Genomic DNA, 20,229 nt, shown 5'->3' with positions numbered 1-20,229 from the left:
TAAAATGAAACCAACACGATTTGAATCAGCTATGGCATTAATCGACAAAAAAAATGCTGAAGACATTAATACCTATGAGATTTTTGGTATGTCATATCCCAAAGAATTGCTGTATTCGCAACGGATGACCAGAAAATTGTTGCAATTTGAGACTAATGCTTCAAAAGCGTTGCAAATTGCAGCTAGGGCACAACATATATGCCGATGGAAAATTCCAAGAGGGGATTACCCCATGGATAGAACAGGTTATTTAAAGTGGCGTGAAACCCTTAAAAAAATGCATGCTGAACTCACTTCAAACATATTAAAACAGGTTGGGTACGACAAGCAATATGTAGATCGTATATCGCAACTTATCACTAAAAAGTTAATTAAGAAGAATGAAGAGTCTCAGACATTGGAAGATACCGTTTGTTTGGTTTTTCTTGATTATTATTTTGAAGAATTCGCTGCGAAGCATGATGACAATAAAGTTATAGATATTCTCCAAAAAACTTGGCGTAAAATGTCCAAAAAAGGTCAAGATGCTGCATTACAACTGAATTTTTCCGATAAAAGTTTAATCCTTATAAAAAAAGCGATTAATTAAAAACATTTAAACTTAATATTCATTATTAACCTCCAATTGAAATCATGCTTCTATTGTTATTATGTAATTCTGGGTTTTGAAGTTTCTCCAATGTATCCATACCGCCTCGCATTTTAAATTTTGCCGTAACAGCTTTTTCAATAATGGATTCAATAGGTTTACCTTGTCGAAGAGGGGTAAGTAAATCGGATTCTGAAGCTGAAAACAAACAGTTTTTTAATTGACCGTTGGCTGTTAACCGCAATCTGTTACAGGAATCACAAAACGGATTGGTAACCGAAGTTATTATGGCAAAACTACCTTTAAAACCTTTTACTTTGAAGTTTTTAGAGGTGTCATTAGGAGCGTCTTGTATACGTTGAATTTGGCTTTCAGTAAACATATTGTTTGCGCATTCGATAATCGTTTTAAACGAAATCATTTTAGCAATATCCCACTTATTGCCATCAAAGGGCATAAACTCTATAAAACGAACCGTAATCGGTAGCTCTTTAGTTAAATTTATAAAATCGACAATCTCATTATCATTAAACCCTTTAATTAAAACGACATTTATTTTTACCTTAAAACCTTCTTTTATTAGAAGCAATATATTATGGTAAACTTTTTCAAATTGATCACGGCGTGTAATTTGTTTGAATTTTTCAGGATTTAAGGAATCTAAACTAATGTTAAGGCTTTTTATACCGTTAGCTTTTAAAGTGTTTATGAATTTATCAATAATAATGGCATTGGAAGTTATGGATAATTCTACTGGAAGACTTGATAGTTTTTCTAGTATAACGGGAATATCTTTTCTAATTAAAGGTTCACCACCCGTTAAGCGGATTTTGCTAACACCGTGTTTTACAAATATTTTAGCAATATTGAATATTTCTTCATAGGTCATTAAATGACTTTTTGGCGATAATTGTATCCCATTTTCTGGCATACAATATGAACAACGTAGATTACAACGTTCGGTAAGTGAGATGCGTAGATAGGTATGTTTTCTATTGAAAGCATCTTGTAATATGCCGTTGTCTTTTGTCATTTTCAATATTTATAACTTATTCGTGTCTGGCTCCTTTTAAAACCTTAAAAACATGCAGCACTGATGGAAAAATAGCATCCATAGATTCCTTTGCACCATTAGTAGATCCTGGTAAGGCTAGCACTAACGTATTGGCTATTGTTCCAGCAATGCTTCTGGATAACATAGAAAACGGGGTGCGCTCTTGTCCGTAACTTCTAATGGTTTCTTCTATACCGGAAATACGTCTGTCTAATAATGGTATTAAAGCCTCGGGGGTTACATCACGATTGGAAAGCCCTGTACCTCCAGAAAAAATAACCATGTCTATATTCTGACTTTGATAGTGTTTTAGTTTCTCTTGAATAATTTCAACTTCATCCGGAATGATAGTATATTCTGAAACTGTAACTTTACAGCTATTCAGTTTTTCAATAATGGCTTTACCTGCTTTATCCTCTTTAAATCCAGCTGAAATAGTATCAGAACATACTACAACAGCGGCTTTCAAATCGGTTATAAAACGGTCTTTAAAATCGGATTTACCACCTTTTTTGCTTAACAGTTTTATCTGGCATATTTCAATGCCTTTATCAATGGGTTTAAGCATGTCGTACATGTTTAGAGCCACCACACTAGCGCCATGCATGGCTTCAACTTCCACACCAGTCTTGTAAATGGTTTTTACAGTAAATATAACTGTGATTTCCAATCCGTTTATGTTATAATCCACACTCGTAAACTCAATAGGGAGGGGGTGGCAATCCGGTAAAATATCTGGAGTGCGTTTCACCCCTAATAAACCTGCGGCTTTGCTCATTTCAAAAACGTTGCCTTTAGGAACAGCGTCGTTCTCTATAGCAGTAATGGTTTCGGGTTTACTAACTTTGACAACGGCTTGCGCAATAGCCATTCGTAGTGTAGGATTTTTATATGTAATATCGACCATGATTAACGTTTATTGTTTACAATTATTAGTTAATGTTATTAACTTAACTATATGGAGTTACAAATGATTATTAACCAATAACTAGTTATTTACTTTCCATTGATGTGTTTCATCTTCAAAAATTTCCTTTCCATAAACAGGAATATCTGTTTTTATACGTTCTAAAATGTACTCTAAAGCTTCATAAACCACTTTACGACGAGGTGATGAAACAAACACAAACAGGCATATTTCACCAGATTTAACAGTACCTAAACTATGATAAATATGCATACAGGTTATGTCAAAATTTTTAAATGTAGCCTCTCGAATATCATAAAACTTAGTATTGGCCATATCTTCATAAGCGGTATACTCAATGGCACTAATGGTTTTGCCTTCAATAATATCGGCACGCACTTGTCCTAGGAAAATATTATGAGCTCCAATACTGGTTTTGGACTGGTGCTTGGCAATGGAGCCTCCAATAAATTCTGAAGAAATTGCCCCCTGTATAAATACGCTTTTAGACCTGTTTTCTTTCATGTTTTTTAATTTTTATAGCCAATAATTCAAAAATGTTAAGGTAGTTGATTATTACACTAACTGCAATATACTACTACTGTTAACTGAAAACAGAATCACCCTCCCGCAAATGGTGGTAACAGTGCAATTTCTTTGCCTGTCAATTTTATGTTTTCAGATACCAATTCCTGATTTTGGGCAATTTTAAAACTTTTATTTTTCAATTCAGGATATTTGATATACAAGTAAGCAATTAGTTCTGAAACCAAGTTTTTTGAAATAGAAATTATTTCTTCGTCACATTTGGTAACTTCAGCAATTTGCCCAAAATATTTAATATTTATATGCATCCTGTATGTCTTTTAATTCTTGTGGGGTATTTACGTTTGCTGTTACATTATGATCATCCATATCCAGTTTAATAGTTTTAATGGTACATTGGCTAACGGCTTTTCGTAATCGCCTTTCACCATTTTGTAATAAGCTTAAAAAAATATTAGAACATTCTTTTTTGTAAAGTGCAATTAGTGGCATGGTTTTACCATGACTTTCGATTTGAATGACTTCACAAGAATCATTGGCATGTCCTATAAGCCACCTTAACACTTCAGTGCTTATCAATGGGATATCACAACTTAAAACAAGGTTATTATCGGTTTTAGAATGAGTCAAACCTGAGTAGATTCCAGACACGGGGCCAGCATCTTTAATAATGTCTTCTATTCTTTTATAACCAAAATCATCATAATTTAAATTGTCGGAAACAATTAAAATCTCAGAAACTAAGGGCTTTAGGGCGTCAATAATATATTGCGTGAAAGGTTTATTATTAAGCTTCAAAAGGCCTTTATCAGTTCCCATTCTAGAACTTTCCCCACCCGCTAAAATAATTCCTGTAATGTTACTTTTGTTAACTGCTAGCATTATAAATTCTTCATTTTTTCTAATTCACTATCCAAAAATTCCCAACAATTTTGGTTTATATCATCAAAAACCCTGATTAAGGTTTTCCCATAGTTGGTCAATATTGTACCCCCTCCATCCTTACCACCAATAGTGTTGATGGTCACAGGATTTTTTGCTGATTGATTAATAGAATCCAAAAGGTGCCAAGCTTTTTTATAGGATAAATTTAATGTCTTAGAAGCTTTCGAGAGCGATCCGGTTTGTTCAATGGCTTTTAGTAATTGTACACGACCTTCACCTAAGAGTACATGCCCGTTTGATTCAATCCATATTCTACTTTTAATCGAGTAGTTCATAATTCAATAGGTAATAATATAGTTTCAACAGAATCGCCAATAGCGATTTGGTTTTGCTCTGCCGGAACAAAAACTAATGCGTTGGAAAACGCAAAGGTTTGTAACATGGATGAATTTTGACCTTCTAATAGTTCTGCTTTCCCATCTAAATAAATCGCTTTTAAAAATTGGGGTCTGTCACCTTTCTTTTCAAAGTTTGAAAGGGATTCAGCCTTTACCCGAGGTAATTCATTCTGTTGATTATTTGTGATCCTTTGCATTGCAATATAAACGTATACATAAAAACAGGTTAGAGCCGCGGCCGGATTGCCTGGTAAGGCAAAAATGAGTGTCTCGGCTTTTTTTCCAAAGTAGAGCGGTTTACCGGGCTTTTGCACGACTTTATAAAACATTTCTTCAACCTGCAATTCATTTAACGCTTTCCCTACATAATCGTAATCCCCAACCGAGATACCTCCAGTAATCAGTACCAAATCATAATTGTTTATGGTTTTGTCTAAAAGCTGATAAGTATTATCAAAATTATCTTCTACTTTGAAAACGGAAACATTATTATGACCCAAATCCACAAGTGCAGCAGTTAACATATGTGAATTACTTTCATAAATTTTGCCATGATCAAGAGGTTGGTTAGCTTCAATAAGCTCATTGCCTGTGGTAATAACAGCAATTCTTGGTTTTTTGTAAACGTCTACTTCCGTAATTCCCAAAGAAGCTAAAAAGCCAATGCCAGCCGGTGTTAATTTAGTGTCTTTTTTTAAAGCGAAGTCGCCTTTCTTTACCTGTTCACCTAAGCAGCGGATGTTATGCCCCTGAGGAATTTCATACTCAAGTATTATATTACCCTCTTTAATTTTTATTTTTTCCTGAATCACAACAGCATTGGCTGTATCTGGGACGGGTGCTCCCGTAAAAATTCGAACAGCTTCACCCGTATTTAAAATAGGTTGGTTGCCATCACCCGCCTTTATCTCTCCAATAAGTTTATAAGAAAGTTTATCGGTTATGTTTATGGCGTAACCATCCATAGCCGATTGTCTAAAAGGAGGCATGTGTATTGGAGATTTTATATCATTCGCTAAAATATATCCAGAGGCATCATTTAATCTCACCTTGGCTATACCTAAGATATCCGAATTGCTTTTAATAAGCTTTATGGCTTCTTTTATAGAAATCATTTAAAAAGATAATATTCGTTGTGTCTAAACAAATATAACGCTTTAAATTTTCTTGTTTTAATGATAAATATCATTTAACTTAAAATACTTTTGTTACTCATACCACTGGTTCCTAAATATGTTAAGGCATATATACTTGTTAAAGCCGTCTTAAATAGTAGCTTATCAATATCCTGTGGCGTATTTTTAGACTTTATAAAAGCCTATTGACAAATGAAAACATTCGTGTTATTACTATTAATATCTATTTCAATACCATTTTTTTCAATATCACAAGAGATGTCGTTTGAAGAATATAACCCTAAGTCAACACTGGTGGTACCTGGTAAGGTTGTAAAGCGTGCCAAATATCCATTTATTGATATTCATGGACATCAATATAGAATGTCTACTCAAGATTTATCGCCAGTTATTGCAGCCATGGATACACTTAATATGCAAATCATGGTAAATTTAAGCGGACGGTCTGGTAATCATTTAAAACAAGCGGTAGAAAATATAAAAAATAACTATCCAAATAGGTTTGTAGTGTTTGCTAATATTGATTTTAATGGAGCTGGAGCGCCAGGATGGATAGAAAAAACCGTGACCCAACTCAAGGAAGATGTTAAGCAAGGGGCCAGGGGCCTAAAAGTGTATAAGAGTTTGGGGATGTATAGCAAAGATGCAGACGGTAAACGCCTAGCTATTGATGATGTGCGTTTAGAACCTATTTGGGAAACGTGTAGTGAACTGGGAATACCTGTTTTAATCCATGCGGCAGATCCTAAACCCTTTTGGGATGAATTTAACGCTGATAATGAACGTTGGCTGGAACTAAAGACTCACCCCAGGCGTAAGCGTGGTGCTAATAATCCGGTTCCTTGGGAAAAAATTATATCTGAACAGCATAATATGTTTAAGAAGCACCCTAAAACCACCTTTATAAATGCACATATGGGCTGGTTTGCAAATGACTTAGGAGCATTGGGTAAATTGCTTGATGAAATCCCCAATATGAATGTGGGTATAGCTGCTATTATTGCTGAATTGGGAAGGCAACCACGATTTGCTAAAGCCTTTTTTATAAAATACCAAGATAGGATTCTGTTTGGTAAGGATAGTTGGAAACCTGAAGAGTTTCCTACTTATTTTAGAGTACTGGAAACGGCTGATGAATATTTTCCTTACCATAAAAAATACCATGCGTTTTGGCCTATGTACGGCATGGATTTGCCCGATGAAGTATTGAAAAAGGTATATTATAAAAACGCATTAAGGATTGTACCAGGACTTGATGAGAGCTTGTTTGTGGATTAATCTAATTTTTTAATATTCTTTAGAAGATTAAAATTTTATTTCTTTCTTGTATTTTAATTGTTATTTGGTTAGTTAATGTTTACTTAAGAAATTTCACATACATATAAAAAAATGCAAATCCTGTTAAAAACAGAATTCCTAACCAGCTCATTAATTTCATAAGTTTGCCAGGTAAAAAGGCTTTGTCGATATACTTGCTGCTTACCAATTTAAAATTGGCTACGGCAACCAAAGGCGCTATTAAAAAGGAAATGGTAGTTGCCAAATCAATAAGAATTTTAAATTGTCCTGAGAAAAATGCATTAATAGCAAACGAACCAATCGCTAAAATAACCAAGGACCAGATGTAAACCTTTCGGGAATCGGTTTCTTTGTTATCGTTTTTTGCAAACAAAATGGTCGTGGTGCGCTGTAAAGTTCTAGCATAGCCATCAAACAAGCCTATGCAGGTGCCAAACATGATTGAAAATGCTGCCGTGGCTATAATCAGGTAACTCCAATTACCCATGGTAGAGGTATAGAGTTTTATAACCCCATCTGCAAAACCAACACTTCCAGTAGGTAAGGTTTTACCTGTACCGTAAATTAAATACGCACCTATGGTAACAAAGCACAACGATAAAAAAGCTGACACCCAATACCCGAAATTAAAATCAAAAAGGGTTTCTTTTAGAGTAGGGTGGTAGTTGGACGATTTCATTTTGGCAACTGTCCATAAACTTACCCAGGTAGACATGTCCATTGCAGTTGGCATCCAGCCCATCAATGCAATGATAAACAATATGCTCGTGTCATCAAAAATATGGGGAGGTATAAAATGTTTAACATGTTCGACAGGACCGTTTATTAATGTTAGTACAAAAACAATAAGTGTTGAAATCAATAATACGATTCCAACAATCTTAATAAAATGGTCCAAAAAGTTATACTTTCCAGACATGAGCAAAGTCACAGTAACCAAAAACACCAGCGCAATTGGGAATAGTTTGAATGTAGGCCACAACACCGACAATCCAAAAAGGTTATCCATAAAACCTGTCGTGACCAAAACCACGGCTGCACTCACAAAAAACATAGAGCAAATAGTTACTAAAAAGTAAATCCAAATGGCATAATTACCTAAATGTTTGTACCCGTCTATGAGTGTTTTGCCCGTAGCATTGGCATAACGTGCACCGAATTCAAAAAAAGGAAATTTAAAAACATTGGCGGCTATGATAAAAAGGACAAGGCCAAAACCAAAATTAGCACCCGCCCGGGTACTCTGTACTAAATGGGACACACCAATTGCAGTACTAGCAAACAAAATACCCGGTCCTAATGTTTTTTTAATTTTTTCCCAGTTCATAATTAATTCTATTACTTGGTTTGGACACCACTTCCTTTTCGATTGCAGTTAAAACAATATTATAATATGCTCTATTTGAAGAAACAAAATGATTATTATTACCACTGTTTTCTAGCAATTCTTCAAACTCTGAAAGCGTCACTAATTTTAAGGATTTAACTTCATTTGGTTGAGGTGTAAGATGTGATAAAGGCACTTTTAGTTCACATATAAACGTGTTGTGAAATTCGTAATCTTTTAAGCCATTTGGATAATCCTGAAAACATTCAAAAACTCCAATTTTCTTTAAATCGCTTTCAGTAATGGTAAGATCTATTTCTTCTTTGGTTTCCCTAATAGCTGCCTGTACAACTGTTTCACCAGCATCAACATGTCCTGCAACAGAAACATCCCAAAGTAAAGGGCAAATTGTCTTTTTTGCAGAACGTTGTGCTAATAGAATATTTCCAGTCCTGGTATATAACCAAATGTGGGTTGTATGATGAAAAAATCCTTTTTGATGAATCACCGATTTTAATTGTGATTTACCCGTAGGCTTTCCTTCTTTAGTAACAATGTCTATATATTCATCCATAAAAATAATTCCCGCTATTGCGGGAATCCCTAACTATTTAAAGTAACTAAATGTGTCTCCATCTTTAATGTTTAGTAAGGTTTCGTAAATTAAACGGATCACATTTTCAACATCATCACGATGTACCATTTCTACCGTAGTATGCATATAGCGTAAAGGTAATGAAATAAGCGCTGAAGCTACACCTCCATTGCTATATGCAAAGGCATCGGTATCGGTTCCCGTAGCACGTGATAAAGCCGAACGTTGGAATGGAATTTTATTGGTCTCAGCCGTGTTGGTAATTAAATCACGTAACTTTTGTTGTACAGCTGGTGCATAAGCGACCACTGGACCTTTACCCAATTCTAAATGCCCCTCTTTTTTCTTGTCAATCATCGGTGTGGTAGTGTCGTGGGTTACATCGGTAACAATAGCCACATTGGGCTTAATGGTTTGGGTAATCATTTCGGCACCACGCAAACCAATTTCCTCCTGAACAGAATTGGTGATGTAAAGTCCAAATGGGAGTTCTTTTTTATTTACCCTTAATAAGCGTGCAACTTCTGCAATCATAAAACCACCCATACGATTGTCAAGAGCGCGACATACAAACTTATCATTGTTTAAAATATGGAATTCGTCCGGATAGGTAATCACACAACCTACATGTATACCTAATTTTTCAACTTCTTCTTTGGTTGCACAACCACAATCAATAAAGATATTATCTGGTTTGGGTGCTTCTTCTTTAGATCGATCACGGGTATGGATTGCTGGCCAGCCAAACACCCCTTTTACAACGCCTTTTTTGGTGTGAATGTCTACTATCTTGCTAGGTGCAATTTGATGGTCACTTCCGCCATTTCTAATCACATAGATTAGACCATTATCTGATATATAATTCACATACCACGAAATCTCATCGGCGTGACCTTCAATAACCACTTTATATTTGGCCTTAGGATTAATTACACCAACCGCAGTGCCGTAAGTATCTGTGATAAATTCATCTACATAAGGTTTTAGGTAGTCCATCCATAATTGTTGCCCGGTCCACTCATAACCTGTAGGGGCTGCGTTGTTTAAATAGTTTTCTAAAAATGTTAGCGATTTTTTATTGAGAATACTCTTTTTTGCCATATTTAAAAGTTTTGCACTAAAATAATAATATTAAACAGAATCAGGTACTGTTTTATACTTGAAAAATAACAAGAAATCTATAAAAATTATTTTGTTGGTCCATGCTATGGTTAATAACTTAAGCATGATTGGAAAAAATGCTTTTTTGTATAAAATCCTGCCAAATTACAGTTAAAAATAATGTTTTGCATAGTGTAAATTATTAATTTTGGTATGGAAATGGCTCCAAATCCTGTTTATGAAAAACATCTTAAAATATATAACCTTAATTTTTCCAATGGTTTTGCTTTCACAGGTAAATGAAGTAGAGCAGGACACTACCGAATATGAATATTTAATTATTAAAGGAGATTCCATTCCAAGAACGGTAATTGATTTGGAAGAGGTAATGTTATTACACAAACTTAAATTCGATAGCAGAAAAGACCGTATTAGGTATTTAATTTTAAGAAAGAAGACGGTAAAAGTCTACCCATACGCTAAAATGGCTGCAGACCGACTGGACTCCTTAAACAAACGTTTGGAAACCATTACAAAAAAACGAGATAAAAAGCGATATACTAAAATAATCCAAAAATATATTGAAGGTGAATTTTCAGATGAATTGAAAAAACTAACTCGTACTGAAGGTCAGATTTTGGTTAAGCTTATCCATAGACAAACGGGACACACCACCTTCGATTTAGTTAAGGATCTGCGTAATGGATGGCGTGCCTTTTGGTATAACACTACAGCCAGCATGTTCGACATTTCGCTTAAAAAGGAATTCGACCCATATAATGACAAAGAGGACTATTTAATAGAAGATATTTTACAACGTAATTTTCAAAGTGGAGTTTTAGAGCGACAAATGTCTGCTATGAAATACGATTTTTATGAACTCACAGATAAATGGTTAAATGCTGAAGCAACTAATACCCAATAGCATTTATGGTAACGTTTAACCAAGCTAAAACAGAACATGATTATCAAATCGTAGCTAAATTGGCCGATATTATTTGGCGTGAGCATTATATTCCAATGGTGGGTAAAGCACAAATAGATTATATGCTTGAAAAGTTTCAGTCTGCTAAGGTAATTGGTGAGCAATCAAACCAAGGCTATGAATATTATTTGATAAATTTTAATACCACACCTGTAGGTTACATTTCAATTAAAAAAGAAGATGATAGCTTGTTTTTAAGTAAAATATATGTATTAAGTAATCATCGCGGCAAAAAAATTGGTAAAACAGCGTTACAATTTGTAGAAAAAAAGGCAAAAGCATCAAGGATAAACAACATTACCTTAACAGTCAACAAAAATAATTATAATTCTATATTGGTCTATGAAAAGCTTGGTTTTAAAAATATAGGCCCAGCAGTAAAGGATATAGGAAATGGTTTTATTATGGACGACTATAAGATGGTTAAAAAGCTCTAAGCTGTTTGGTTATTTCATAAAGAGCAATATTGGTGGCCTGAACCACATTCATACTGCTATTATTGCCAAACATATCAATATGTATAATATCTTCTGCCAACTTTAGAATATATTCAGAAACTCCAAAATTTTCATCCCCTATAATTAAAGCTAAAGGTTTGTTGTTTGAAAATTGAAAGAAATGTATGGGTTTGCTGTCATTGGTAATCTCCAACGCAATGATATGGTAATTTTGATGCTTTAAAGCTTCTACAACTTCTAATACTGAATTTTCAATACTGTAATTAACCACTTTTTCTGTAGCTCTCGACGTTTTTGTCATTTTTCTACCCAGTGGAATAACTTCACCACAAAGTATCAGTTTTTCTATACCAAAAGCATCGGCCATTCTAAACAAGCTGCCAATATTCGAGGAGTTAGTAACATTGTCGCAAACCAATGTAATAGGAAAGTAGTGGGTTTTAAATTTAGTATTGTAATGGGTAAGTTGCATTTTGAGGTTTAAAGTTTAGTATTTCAGGTTGTTTAATAAAGCAACTATTTAAAGTATTAATACTATCCATATAAAATTAGATAAAACTAATAAAAAGAACACTACTTTCAAGATAACAATAAATAGTGTTTTAATTGATGTTTCATCTCCGTGATTTCGAGTAAAGATTAAATCAGTGATGATTTCTGAGTATTCAATAATTGCTACCAGAACATTTTTAATCATAAATTTGTACTTAGCTAATTTTCAAAGGCATATTTCACAATGTTGGCTCCCATTTTAAGGGCTTTTTCTCGTACATCCTTTGGGTCATTATGTACTTCAGGATCTTCCCAACCATCACCTAAATCACTTTCGTAGGTAAACAACAATATTAATCTGCCTTCATAAAAAACACCAAAAGCTTGCGGGCGTTTACCATCATGCTCATGGATTTTAGGCAATCCGTTTTTAAACTCAAAAGCAGCACTAAAAATAGGATGGTTAGCTGGAAGCTCTACCAGCGTTTCATTTGGAAATACTTTTTTAAGTTCCTTAGTTATAAATGGTTTCATGCCATAATTGTCGTCAATATGTAAAAAACCACCAGAAACTAAATAATTGTACAAATTTTCAGCATCGTCATCACTAAAAAATACATTGCCATGTCCCGTCATATATACAAGGGGATATTGAAAAATATCGCTATTACCAACTTCAACTGTTCGAGGCTTTTCGTCTATTTTGGTATTGATATGCTTATTACAAAACTTGATTAAATTGGGTAATGCTGTAGGGTTGCTATACCAATCACCACCACCTTTGTATTTTAAAACCGCAATTTCTTGAGCCCCTAAAGTTAGAAGTACAACGTTAAATAATAGAAATAAAATCGTTTTCTTCATTTATTGATTTATAAAAGCAGCCGAATGACAAGCAACTATTGCAGCTGTTTCAGTTCGTAATCTGGTTGTACCCAAAGTTACAGGAATAAAATTATTTTTTAGAGCCATTTCAATTTCCTTAACACTAAAATCACCTTCTGGTCCAATTAAAATGGTGGTATGAGTGTTGATACTTAATTGTTGTTTTAGACTTTTGCGTTCGGTTTCCTCACAATGAGCAATAAATAAGTCACCTTCAAAATTTTGTGCTACGAAATCCTTAAATGCAATGGCCTCATTAAGTTTGGGCAGATAACAGTTTAACGATTGTTTCATTGCAGATTGCAGTATCTTTTCAAAACGTTCTTTTTTAACCACTTTACGTTCACTATGGTCACAGATTATCGGAGTTATGGTATTGATGCCAATTTCGGTCGCTTTTTCCAGAAACCATTCATAACGATCATTCATTTTTGTGGGTGCTACCGCCAGATGTAAAGTGTATGGACGTTTTTCTTGTAATGTTTTACTAATAATTTTAGCAACACATTTCTTTATATCGGCAATCAAAATTTCAGCAGTAAATAGCCATCCATAACCATTGGTTATATTCAATGTGTTACCAACATGTTTTCGTAAGACCTTCGAAATATGCCGACTTTCTTCCTTGTCAAAAGTAAACTCAATAGTTTGCTCATTTATGTTTGGATTATAGAATAGTTGCATAACGGTCAATTACTTTTATCATTTAAAAATAATTCTTTAATCTAACTTATTAGCTAGCAGGTTTAACAATTAAATCTTTAATCTAGCAGATGCCGTTACATTTTGTTTTGTAAAGTGCCCATCCAAATATTTCAGATAGCCTACAATGGCTATCATCGCGGCGTTGTCTGTGGTAAATTCAAATTTGGGAATATAGGTGGTCCATCCAAATTTTTGTTCGCCATCCTTTAAAGCCTGTCTTATGCCAGAATTTGCCGATACACCCCCACCAATAGCAATATGCTTAATACCTGTTTGCTTTACTGCTAATTTTAATTTGTCAATCAAAATTCCAATAATAGTGTATTGAATAGAAGCACATATATCGTTAATATTTTCTTCAATAAAACTAGGACTGTTCTTTGTTTCTTTTTGAATAAAATAGAGAATGGCGGTCTTTAAGCCAGAAAAGCTAAAATTCAATCCCTCTAATTTTGGTTTGGTAAATTTAAATGCTTTGGGGTTACCCAACTTTGCCCGTTTGTCAATTTCGGGGCCTGCAGGATAACCTAGGCCAAGGATCTTTCCGCTCTTGTCAAATGCCTCGCCAACAGCATCATCAATGGTTTCACCAATAACGGTCATATTAAAGTAATTATCAACGCGAACAATTTGCGTATGACCCCCTGAGATTGTCATAGCCAAAAAGGGAAATGGCGGTTTATTGTAGCCTTCTTCATCTATATAATGCGCCAAAATATGAGCCTGCATGTGGTTAACATGAATTAGCGGTACATTTAAACCAAAGGCCAAAGATTTAGCAAAAGAGGTGCCCACCAATAACGATCCCATTAGGCCAGGACCTCGGGTAAAGGCTATGGCATTAAGTTGTTTTTTAGAAACATTGGCTTGCTTTAAAGCCTGATCTACAACTGGAACTATGTTTTGCTGATGTGCCCTGGAGGCCAATTCAGGAACAACGCCACCATAGGCTTCATGTATTTTTTGATTTGCAATAACATTACTTAAAATTTTTCCGTTATGAATAACGGAAGCAGCAGTGTCGTCGCAAGATGACTCAATTCCGAGAATATAAATATTTTGTTCAGCCATTACTAAATTTTAGGCACAATAATTGTTAATTTTGAAAACAAATAAAGCAAGTACATTTTTTTAAACCAACACAAAACTAGTCTTTTTATTTTTTTAATAGATAGATTTAGTGAGGATATATAGAAGTAGCACTTCACATCCTTTGTTTTATTTGATGTCCCTGTTTTAATAACTAATCTTTTATCTTTGTAAAATATTAAGAAAGTACTCAAAATAGTATCAAAAATAGCGATAGTTATAATGCTGTTCTTCATCATTTTGGTGTTGGTTTTATCTATCCCTTCTGTTCAAACAGATCTTGGTAATTATGTTACCAAAAAATTAAATAAGGAATTCAAAACTAATATTAATGTTGAACGTGTAAGTTTACAATTTAATGGAGATATAGAGCTAAAAGAAATTTACATTGAAGACTACAAACAAGATACTTTAATTAGCATTACAGAATTGAATACCTCTATTTTAAGTTTGTCCAATCTATATAAAGGTAATTTGATTTTTGGAGACATTGATATTGAAGGACTAATATTCAACATCAAAAAGTACAAGGATTCACAAGATACCAATCTAGATGTTTTTGTTAAAAAATTAGAAAGTGATAATCCTCGAAAGGAAAAGGGGAGCTTTTTGTTGTCTTCTAGTGATGTTTCAATTTATGATGGTATTTTTAAATTATCAGATGAAAATAAAGTCAATGAAAAAACATTGGATTTTAGTCATCTAAATATTAATGCTACAAATTTTTTAATAAGTGGTAGCGATGTTAGCGCAAGAATAAATACATTAAAGCTAAAAGATAGCAGGGGTATTACTGTAAAAAACATGATGACTAATTTTAAGTATACCCTTACTGATATGACCTTTGATGGTCTGGAAATAAAAACAGAAAGCTCTATTTTAAAAGGTGGTTTAAAGTTTTTTTACAATCGTGAGGACTTACAGTTTTTTACAGATAAGGTAATTATTGATGCATCATTTAGTGATTCTAATGTATTATTAGATGAACTCAATATCTTTTATAATGAATTTGGTTCAGATCAACATACCAGATTTGATGTTGAACTATCGGGGACTCTAAATAATTTATATGCAAAAAACTTGAGACTTATCTCCAATAGACGTACACGAGTGTATGGGGATATCAATTTTAAAAATTTGTTCAATAAAACACCTAACAATTTCTATATGGGAGGGCGTTTCAGTAATTTATCATCAACATATGATGAGTTAAAAAGTATGTTGCCCAATGTTTTGGGTGCTTCCATACCGTCTTCGTTTGAGCGATTGGGATATTTTACCATAGTAGGAACTTCAGAAGTTACGGCTTCAAATGTTAAGGCAGATATTACAATAGAAACAGATTTAGGGACAATTAATACAAATCTAGATATCTCTAAAATAAACAGTATTGACAACGCATCATATAAGGGAAAATTCATTTTAGAAGAATTTGATGCCGGGGCATTTATAGAGGCTTCCAAAATAGGTAAGGTGTCGCTTAATTTTGATGTTAATGGTAAAGGCTTTTTAACTGAGACAATTAATACCGAAGTAAAAGGTGATATTTTTAGTGTAACCTACAACGGCTATAATTATTCGAATACCAAAGTAGCCGGTACTATTAGAAATAAAATTTTTGATGGTAATCTTGTTACAAATGACAGGAACTTAATTTTCAATTTTAATGGAATAGTAGACTTTTCAGAGGATGTTCGCAAATATGATTTTCAGGCCAAAGTAGACTATGCCAATTTGCGAGCATTAAACTTTGTTAGAAACGACAGTATTTCCTTATTTGAAAGTTCGGTTAAAATGAATGTAAATGGAAGTAGTTTTGATGATGCTTACGGCAATATAGTATTTAATAATACTACATATAAAAACGAACACAACACTTATTACTTTAATAGGTTTGAAACTAATTCAAGGTTTGTGGATGGGGTAAGGTATATAAGTATTAATTCACCCGATATTATTAGTGGGGGTATGGTTGGTAAGTTTAGGTTTAATGACTTGAAAAAACTCTTTGAAAATTCTTTGGGAAATATATATACAAATTATATCCCCAATAATGTTGCAGGTAATCAGCATATCGATTTTAACTTCACCATTTATAACAAAATTCTTGAGGTTTTCTTACCAGACATTCAAGTAGGTAAAAACACTTTTATAAAAGGAACAGTGGAGAGTGACGCAAAGGAATTTAGGCTATTGTTTAAATCGCCTGAAATTAAATTGGCAGAAAACTTGGTGCGCAATATTGAGCTTCAAGTAGATAATGAAAATCCTTTGTTCAATACCTATATTGAATTAGATAGCTTAAGTACAAAATATTATAGTATATCAGATTTTAGTTTGATTAATGCAACGGTTAACGATACTCTTTTTATGCGATCTGAGTTCAAAGGCGGTAAGCGAAACAATGATGTTTACAACTTAAGTTTCTACCATACCATAAACGAAAAAAACGAATCGGTAATAGGGTTTAAAAAGTCTGATGTAACCATAAAAGATAATAAATGGTATATTAATGAAGACAAGGATAGATACAATAAAATTTCTTTCAATAAAGCTTTAACAAGTTTTAATATCGATCAGTTCAAAATCAATCATAATACCGAAGAAATTAAGTTGTCTGGTTTTATAAAAGATTCAACACAAAAAGATATTAAGCTCAATTTCAAGAATGTTGACTTAGCTAAAATAACACCAGATATAGACAGTTTATCTTTAGCAGGTAATGTTAATGGGAAGTTGGATATAGTACAAAAAAAGGGGAGTTATTTTCCCAATTCTAATATAGTTATAGATAATTTAAAGGTTAACGATTTTCTATTAGGCTCTTTCGATGCCTATATTGATGGAAAAGAATCGTTGACTAATTACAATGTAGATATTACAATAAAAGATGATGTAATAAAATCCTTTAGTGCTAAAGGAGATATCGATGTAGATGGCAAACAATCTGATATTAATCTAAATCTTGAATTTAATAAGTTTAACTTGGCGCCTCTTAATCCGTTGCTGCAAGATGTTTTGTCCAATATTAGAGGGCTTGTATCTGGAACTGCAAATATAAAGGGCGACTTAAAAAAGCCAGATATAAACGGAGCATTAACACTTGATGATGGCGGCTTGGGTATTCCTTACCTTAATGTAGATTACGATTTTAATGATAACACGAAAGTTGGACTTAAGGATCAAAGCTTTACCTTCAAAGACTTAAAACTTACCGATACCAAATATAATTCGAAAGGCGATTTAAATGGTTCATTGAGTCATGAAAATCTTTCTGATTGGCGCTTGAATTTACAAATTTTAACACCACGATTGTTGGTTCTTGATACTAAAGAATCAGAAGATGCCTTATATTATGGTACTGGATTTATTGGAGGTTCTGCAAGTATATATGGGCCAGCTAACCTATTAAATATAAACGTTATTGGGGAAACTAAAGCAGGTACCGTTTTTAAAATCCCTATTCGTGACACCGAATCTTTTGGTGATAACACTTATATAAGATTTGTTACCAAAGAAGAAAAGGAAGCTAGAAAAAATGGGGGAGAAATAGTTTTTAACGATATTAAAGGGCTGGAACTTGATTTTGATCTGGACATCACCGAAGATGCAGAGGTGGAAATCATTATAGATAAAAATACAGGGCATTCCCTAAAAGGAAGTGGGGCAGGTGCTTTATTAGTAGAAATTAATACCAATGGAAAATTTAAGATGTGGGGAGATATATCTGTGTTTAAAGGAGTTTATAATTTTGCGTATGGAGGATTGGTACAAAAACAATTCATTGTACAACCAGGTGGAACAATTGCTTGGGAGGGAGAGCCTCTCGAAGCCGATATTAATATTGAAGCCATATACAGAACTCAAGCCAACCCATCACCTTTATTAGACAATCCTATAAATAGAAGCATTCCTGTTGAATTAAAAATTCATTTACAGGACAATTTAATGCAGCCTAACCCGGATTTTACCTTTAATTTCCCTAATGTTAATTCTACAGTAAAATCGGAATTACAATACCGATTAGAATCTAAAGATGACAGACAAAACCAAGCGTTATATTTACTGTCTACTGGTTCATTTTCAAGAGGGTTAAATGAACTTGACTTCTCAGGTACCATCGCAGAACGGCTTAATGGTATTATAAATGGTATATTTTCTAGTGGTGATGGTAAGTTTAATCTTGGCATAAATTACGAAGCAGGTCAAAATAGACCAGACTACCAAACTAATGATAGGGTTGGTGTTACTTTGCAAACACAAATAAGCGATCGTGTTTTAATAAATGGAAAAGTAGGGGTTCCCATAGGTGGCGCAAGCGCTACTGAAACTGTTGTTGCTGGAGATGTGGAAATAGATTTTTTACTCAATGAAGAAGGAACACTTACAGCAAAAGTTTTTAATAGGGAGAATAGTATTCAAAATTTTGGAGAAGCCATTGGATATACACAAGGTTTAGGTATTTCATATAATGTAGATTTTAACACCTTTAAAGAGTTGCTTCAAAACCTGTTTAAAACGAAAGTGAAGGATGAAGAAATTGAGGTTTCAGACAAAACTTCCGCTACTCAATATAATTCCCAACTTCCTGGATTTGTAAAGGTAAAATCTTCTGAAAAAGCAGAAAAATAGTTTGGCTGCTCCCTTAAGTTAGCTATGTCATTTGTAGATATTTAACTAAAACGTTATAGTTCTAATTAGCATTAAAATACTATAAATGCTATATAAATGTAATATTTGTTTATTAATTTTACGTTCCAAAATTTAAGATTAGGTTTAATGCCAAATAAAATAAACAAATTAGCTGTTCTAACTTCAGGAGGAGATTCTCCCGGAATGAATGCTGCTATACGTTCGGTGGTTAGAACTTGTGCTTATCATGATGTGGAATGTGTTGGAGTATATAGAGGCTATGAAGGGTTAATTGAAGGAGACTTCAAGCAAATGGACGCCAGAAGCGTAAGGGGAATCATAAACAAGGGAGGCACCATTTTAAAGTCTGCTAGATCAGAAGAGTTTAGGACGAAAGAAGGACGTCAAAAGGCCTATCAAAAATTAGTTGATAATAATATTGATGGCTTGGTGGTTATTGGTGGTGACGGATCGTTTACTGGAGCCCTAATTTTTAATAATGAGTTTGGGTTTCCAGTCATGGGTATTCCCGGAACCATTGACAATGATATTTTCGGTACGTCACATACCTTAGGCTTCGATACTGCACTTAACACGGTAGTGGATGCCATTGATAAAATACGTGATACGGCAAGTTCACATAATCGTTTATTCTTTATTGAGGTAATGGGGCGTGATGTTGGTCATATTGCGCTAAATACAGGTATTGCTGGTGGGGCTGAAGAAATATTGATACCTGAAGAAGATTTAGGGTTAGATAGATTAGTAGATTCCTTAAACAGAAGCAGGACTTCTGGCAAAACATCAAGCATTGTAATTGTTGCTGAAGGGGATAAAATAGGAAAAAATATTTTTGAGCTTAAAGAATATGTTGATGAAAATATGGAAGGCTATGATGTGCGTGTTTCTGTATTGGGCCACATGCAACGTGGTGGCTCACCTTCTTGTTTTGATCGTGTATTAGCAAGCAGAATGGGTGTTAAGGCTGTAGAGACCTTATTAGAAGGTAAAACCAACTATATGGTAGGTCTTATAGCAAATAAAATGGAATTAACGCCTTTGGATAAAGCCATAAAAGGAAAAACAAAAATAAATTTAGAATTATTACGTGTCTCAGATATTATGAGCATTTAAAATTAATACTTA

At 33.8% G+C, this 20,229-nt stretch carries 20 protein-coding genes; 6 read left to right on the top strand and 14 right to left on the bottom strand.

All coding sequences use genetic code 11. From position 1 onward, the window contains the following. Positions 1-4: 4 nt before the first annotated feature. The gene (locus tag K7G79_RS01745; RefSeq protein WP_223548544.1) at positions 5-589 is read left to right on the top strand and encodes a DUF4202 domain-containing protein; all 585 of its coding nucleotides are present in this window, start codon (positions 5-7) and stop codon (positions 587-589) included. 25 nt (positions 590-614) lie between these two features. Here K7G79_RS01745 and moaA read toward each other — a convergent pair whose 3' ends face one another. From moaA to glp, 7 genes are all read right to left on the bottom strand, one after another. Then, positions 615-1,622 carry a GTP 3',8-cyclase MoaA gene (gene moaA / locus K7G79_RS01740; protein WP_223548542.1) on the bottom strand — a complete coding sequence of 336 codons (1,008 nt, stop codon included), beginning with the start codon at positions 1,620-1,622 and terminating at the stop codon, positions 615-617. Positions 1,623-1,638: 16 nt separating this feature from the next. Continuing rightward, positions 1,639-2,550 (bottom strand): bifunctional molybdenum cofactor biosynthesis protein MoaC/MoaB, encoded by a 912-nt coding sequence (moaCB, locus tag K7G79_RS01735; protein WP_223548540.1) that lies wholly within the window; start codon positions 2,548-2,550, stop codon positions 1,639-1,641. An 81-nt stretch (positions 2,551-2,631) separates the two neighbouring features. Beyond that, on the bottom strand, positions 2,632-3,075 hold the full coding sequence (locus K7G79_RS01730) for a molybdenum cofactor biosynthesis protein MoaE (RefSeq protein WP_223548538.1): 444 nt from the start codon (positions 3,073-3,075) through the stop codon (positions 2,632-2,634). A gap of 95 nt (positions 3,076-3,170) precedes the next feature. After that, the gene (locus K7G79_RS01725; RefSeq protein WP_223548536.1) at positions 3,171-3,404 is read right to left on the bottom strand and encodes a MoaD/ThiS family protein; all 234 of its coding nucleotides are present in this window, start codon (positions 3,402-3,404) and stop codon (positions 3,171-3,173) included. Continuing rightward, positions 3,388-3,978: a molybdenum cofactor guanylyltransferase gene (locus K7G79_RS01720; RefSeq protein WP_223548535.1), complete on the bottom strand. Its 591-nt coding sequence runs from the start codon at positions 3,976-3,978 to the stop codon at positions 3,388-3,390. The genes K7G79_RS01725 and K7G79_RS01720 overlap by 17 nt, the downstream gene beginning before the upstream one ends. After that, on the bottom strand, positions 3,978-4,316 hold the full coding sequence (locus K7G79_RS01715; protein ID WP_223548533.1) for a winged helix-turn-helix domain-containing protein: 339 nt from the start codon (positions 4,314-4,316) through the stop codon (positions 3,978-3,980). Before K7G79_RS01715 ends, K7G79_RS01720 begins: the two co-directional genes overlap by 1 nt. Then, positions 4,313-5,494 (bottom strand): gephyrin-like molybdotransferase Glp, encoded by a 1,182-nt coding sequence (gene glp / locus K7G79_RS01710; RefSeq protein WP_223548531.1) that lies wholly within the window; start codon positions 5,492-5,494, stop codon positions 4,313-4,315. The genes K7G79_RS01715 and glp overlap by 4 nt, the downstream gene beginning before the upstream one ends. Positions 5,495-5,707: 213 nt before the next feature. Here glp and K7G79_RS01705 point away from each other — a divergent pair, with 213 nt between their 5' ends. Continuing rightward, a complete protein-coding gene (locus tag K7G79_RS01705) occupies positions 5,708-6,793 on the top strand; it encodes an amidohydrolase family protein (protein ID WP_223548529.1) in 1,086 nt (361 codons plus the stop codon). 79 nt (positions 6,794-6,872) lie between these two features. On the opposite strand, the gene K7G79_RS01700 is transcribed toward K7G79_RS01705, so the two are convergent. From K7G79_RS01700 to K7G79_RS01690, 3 genes are read right to left on the bottom strand one after another with little or no spacing between them, the layout of a single operon-like run. After that, positions 6,873-8,141, bottom strand: a complete 1,269-nt coding sequence (locus tag K7G79_RS01700) for an NRAMP family divalent metal transporter (RefSeq protein WP_223548527.1) — start codon at positions 8,139-8,141, stop codon at positions 6,873-6,875. Then, positions 8,122-8,715, bottom strand: a complete 594-nt coding sequence (locus K7G79_RS01695) for an NUDIX domain-containing protein (protein ID WP_223548525.1) — start codon at positions 8,713-8,715, stop codon at positions 8,122-8,124. Before K7G79_RS01695 ends, K7G79_RS01700 begins: the two co-directional genes overlap by 20 nt. Positions 8,716-8,748: 33 nt before the next feature. Further along, the gene (locus tag K7G79_RS01690; protein ID WP_223548524.1) at positions 8,749-9,837 is read right to left on the bottom strand and encodes a M42 family metallopeptidase; all 1,089 of its coding nucleotides are present in this window, start codon (positions 9,835-9,837) and stop codon (positions 8,749-8,751) included. Positions 9,838-10,075: 238 nt separating this feature from the next. Here K7G79_RS01690 and K7G79_RS01685 point away from each other — a divergent pair, with 238 nt between their 5' ends. Both K7G79_RS01685 and K7G79_RS01680 read left to right on the top strand, forming a co-directional pair. Beyond that, positions 10,076-10,762 (top strand): DUF4294 domain-containing protein, encoded by a 687-nt coding sequence (locus K7G79_RS01685; protein ID WP_223548522.1) that lies wholly within the window; start codon positions 10,076-10,078, stop codon positions 10,760-10,762. Between the two features lie 5 nt (positions 10,763-10,767). Then, positions 10,768-11,259 carry a GNAT family N-acetyltransferase gene (locus K7G79_RS01680; protein ID WP_223548520.1) on the top strand — a complete coding sequence of 164 codons (492 nt, stop codon included), beginning with the start codon at positions 10,768-10,770 and terminating at the stop codon, positions 11,257-11,259. On the opposite strand, the gene K7G79_RS01675 is transcribed toward K7G79_RS01680, so the two are convergent. From K7G79_RS01675 to tsaD, 4 genes are all read right to left on the bottom strand, one after another. Continuing rightward, positions 11,246-11,752 (bottom strand): TrmH family RNA methyltransferase, encoded by a 507-nt coding sequence (locus tag K7G79_RS01675; RefSeq protein ID WP_223548518.1) that lies wholly within the window; start codon positions 11,750-11,752, stop codon positions 11,246-11,248. The genes K7G79_RS01680 and K7G79_RS01675 overlap by 14 nt on opposite strands. 239 nt (positions 11,753-11,991) lie before the next feature. After that, positions 11,992-12,636 carry a DUF4159 domain-containing protein gene (locus K7G79_RS01670; RefSeq protein ID WP_223548516.1) on the bottom strand — a complete coding sequence of 215 codons (645 nt, stop codon included), beginning with the start codon at positions 12,634-12,636 and terminating at the stop codon, positions 11,992-11,994. After that, entirely contained in the window at positions 12,637-13,341 is a 705-nt protein-coding gene (locus K7G79_RS01665; RefSeq protein ID WP_223548514.1) for a 16S rRNA (uracil(1498)-N(3))-methyltransferase, read from the bottom strand. It abuts the gene before it with no gap. Positions 13,342-13,410: 69 nt separating this feature from the next. After that, positions 13,411-14,433, bottom strand: coding sequence for a tRNA (adenosine(37)-N6)-threonylcarbamoyltransferase complex transferase subunit TsaD (tsaD, locus tag K7G79_RS01660; protein WP_223548512.1), 1,023 nt, complete (start codon positions 14,431-14,433; stop codon positions 13,411-13,413). A 240-nt stretch (positions 14,434-14,673) separates the two neighbouring features. Between tsaD and K7G79_RS01655 the strand changes: the two genes are divergently transcribed. Both K7G79_RS01655 and pfkA read left to right on the top strand, forming a co-directional pair. Next, positions 14,674-19,083, top strand: a complete 4,410-nt coding sequence (locus tag K7G79_RS01655; protein ID WP_223548510.1) for a translocation/assembly module TamB domain-containing protein — start codon at positions 14,674-14,676, stop codon at positions 19,081-19,083. Between the two features lie 147 nt (positions 19,084-19,230). Beyond that, entirely contained in the window at positions 19,231-20,217 is a 987-nt protein-coding gene (gene pfkA, locus K7G79_RS01650; protein WP_223548509.1) for a 6-phosphofructokinase, read from the top strand. Positions 20,218-20,229 lie beyond the last annotated feature (12 nt).

It is taken from the genome of Aestuariivivens sp. NBU2969, from assembly GCF_019931125.1.
GTDB lineage: Bacteria > Bacteroidota > Bacteroidia > Flavobacteriales > Flavobacteriaceae > Aestuariivivens > Aestuariivivens marinum.
Note: the sequence above shows the minus strand (reverse complement) of the source record. Positions and strands in the feature narration are given on the sequence as shown.

Excerpts from the sequence above, each read along its gene's own strand:
- K7G79_RS01745 (WP_223548544.1), top strand. The coding sequence starts at position 5 with ATGAAACCAACACGATTTGAATCAGCTATGGCATTAATCGACAAAAAA.
- moaA (WP_223548542.1), bottom strand. The coding sequence starts at position 1,622 with ATGACAAAAGACAACGGCATATTACAAGATGCTTTCAATAGAAAACAT.
- moaCB (WP_223548540.1), bottom strand. The coding sequence starts at position 2,550 with ATGGTCGATATTACATATAAAAATCCTACACTACGAATGGCTATTGCG.
- K7G79_RS01730 (WP_223548538.1), bottom strand. The coding sequence starts at position 3,075 with ATGAAAGAAAACAGGTCTAAAAGCGTATTTATACAGGGGGCAATTTCT.
- K7G79_RS01725 (WP_223548536.1), bottom strand. The coding sequence starts at position 3,404 with ATGCATATAAATATTAAATATTTTGGGCAAATTGCTGAAGTTACCAAA.
- K7G79_RS01720 (WP_223548535.1), bottom strand. The coding sequence starts at position 3,978 with ATGCTAGCAGTTAACAAAAGTAACATTACAGGAATTATTTTAGCGGGT.
- K7G79_RS01715 (WP_223548533.1), bottom strand. The coding sequence starts at position 4,316 with ATGAACTACTCGATTAAAAGTAGAATATGGATTGAATCAAACGGGCAT.
- glp (WP_223548531.1), bottom strand. The coding sequence starts at position 5,494 with ATGATTTCTATAAAAGAAGCCATAAAGCTTATTAAAAGCAATTCGGAT.
- K7G79_RS01705 (WP_223548529.1), top strand. The coding sequence starts at position 5,708 with ATGAAAACATTCGTGTTATTACTATTAATATCTATTTCAATACCATTT.
- K7G79_RS01700 (WP_223548527.1), bottom strand. The coding sequence starts at position 8,141 with ATGAACTGGGAAAAAATTAAAAAAACATTAGGACCGGGTATTTTGTTT.
- K7G79_RS01695 (WP_223548525.1), bottom strand. The coding sequence starts at position 8,715 with ATGGATGAATATATAGACATTGTTACTAAAGAAGGAAAGCCTACGGGT.
- K7G79_RS01690 (WP_223548524.1), bottom strand. The coding sequence starts at position 9,837 with ATGGCAAAAAAGAGTATTCTCAATAAAAAATCGCTAACATTTTTAGAA.
- K7G79_RS01685 (WP_223548522.1), top strand. The coding sequence starts at position 10,076 with ATGAAAAACATCTTAAAATATATAACCTTAATTTTTCCAATGGTTTTG.
- K7G79_RS01680 (WP_223548520.1), top strand. The coding sequence starts at position 10,768 with ATGGTAACGTTTAACCAAGCTAAAACAGAACATGATTATCAAATCGTA.
- K7G79_RS01675 (WP_223548518.1), bottom strand. The coding sequence starts at position 11,752 with ATGCAACTTACCCATTACAATACTAAATTTAAAACCCACTACTTTCCT.
- K7G79_RS01670 (WP_223548516.1), bottom strand. The coding sequence starts at position 12,636 with ATGAAGAAAACGATTTTATTTCTATTATTTAACGTTGTACTTCTAACT.
- K7G79_RS01665 (WP_223548514.1), bottom strand. The coding sequence starts at position 13,341 with ATGCAACTATTCTATAATCCAAACATAAATGAGCAAACTATTGAGTTT.
- tsaD (WP_223548512.1), bottom strand. The coding sequence starts at position 14,433 with ATGGCTGAACAAAATATTTATATTCTCGGAATTGAGTCATCTTGCGAC.
- K7G79_RS01655 (WP_223548510.1), top strand. The coding sequence starts at position 14,674 with ATGCTGTTCTTCATCATTTTGGTGTTGGTTTTATCTATCCCTTCTGTT.
- pfkA (WP_223548509.1), top strand. The coding sequence starts at position 19,231 with ATGCCAAATAAAATAAACAAATTAGCTGTTCTAACTTCAGGAGGAGAT.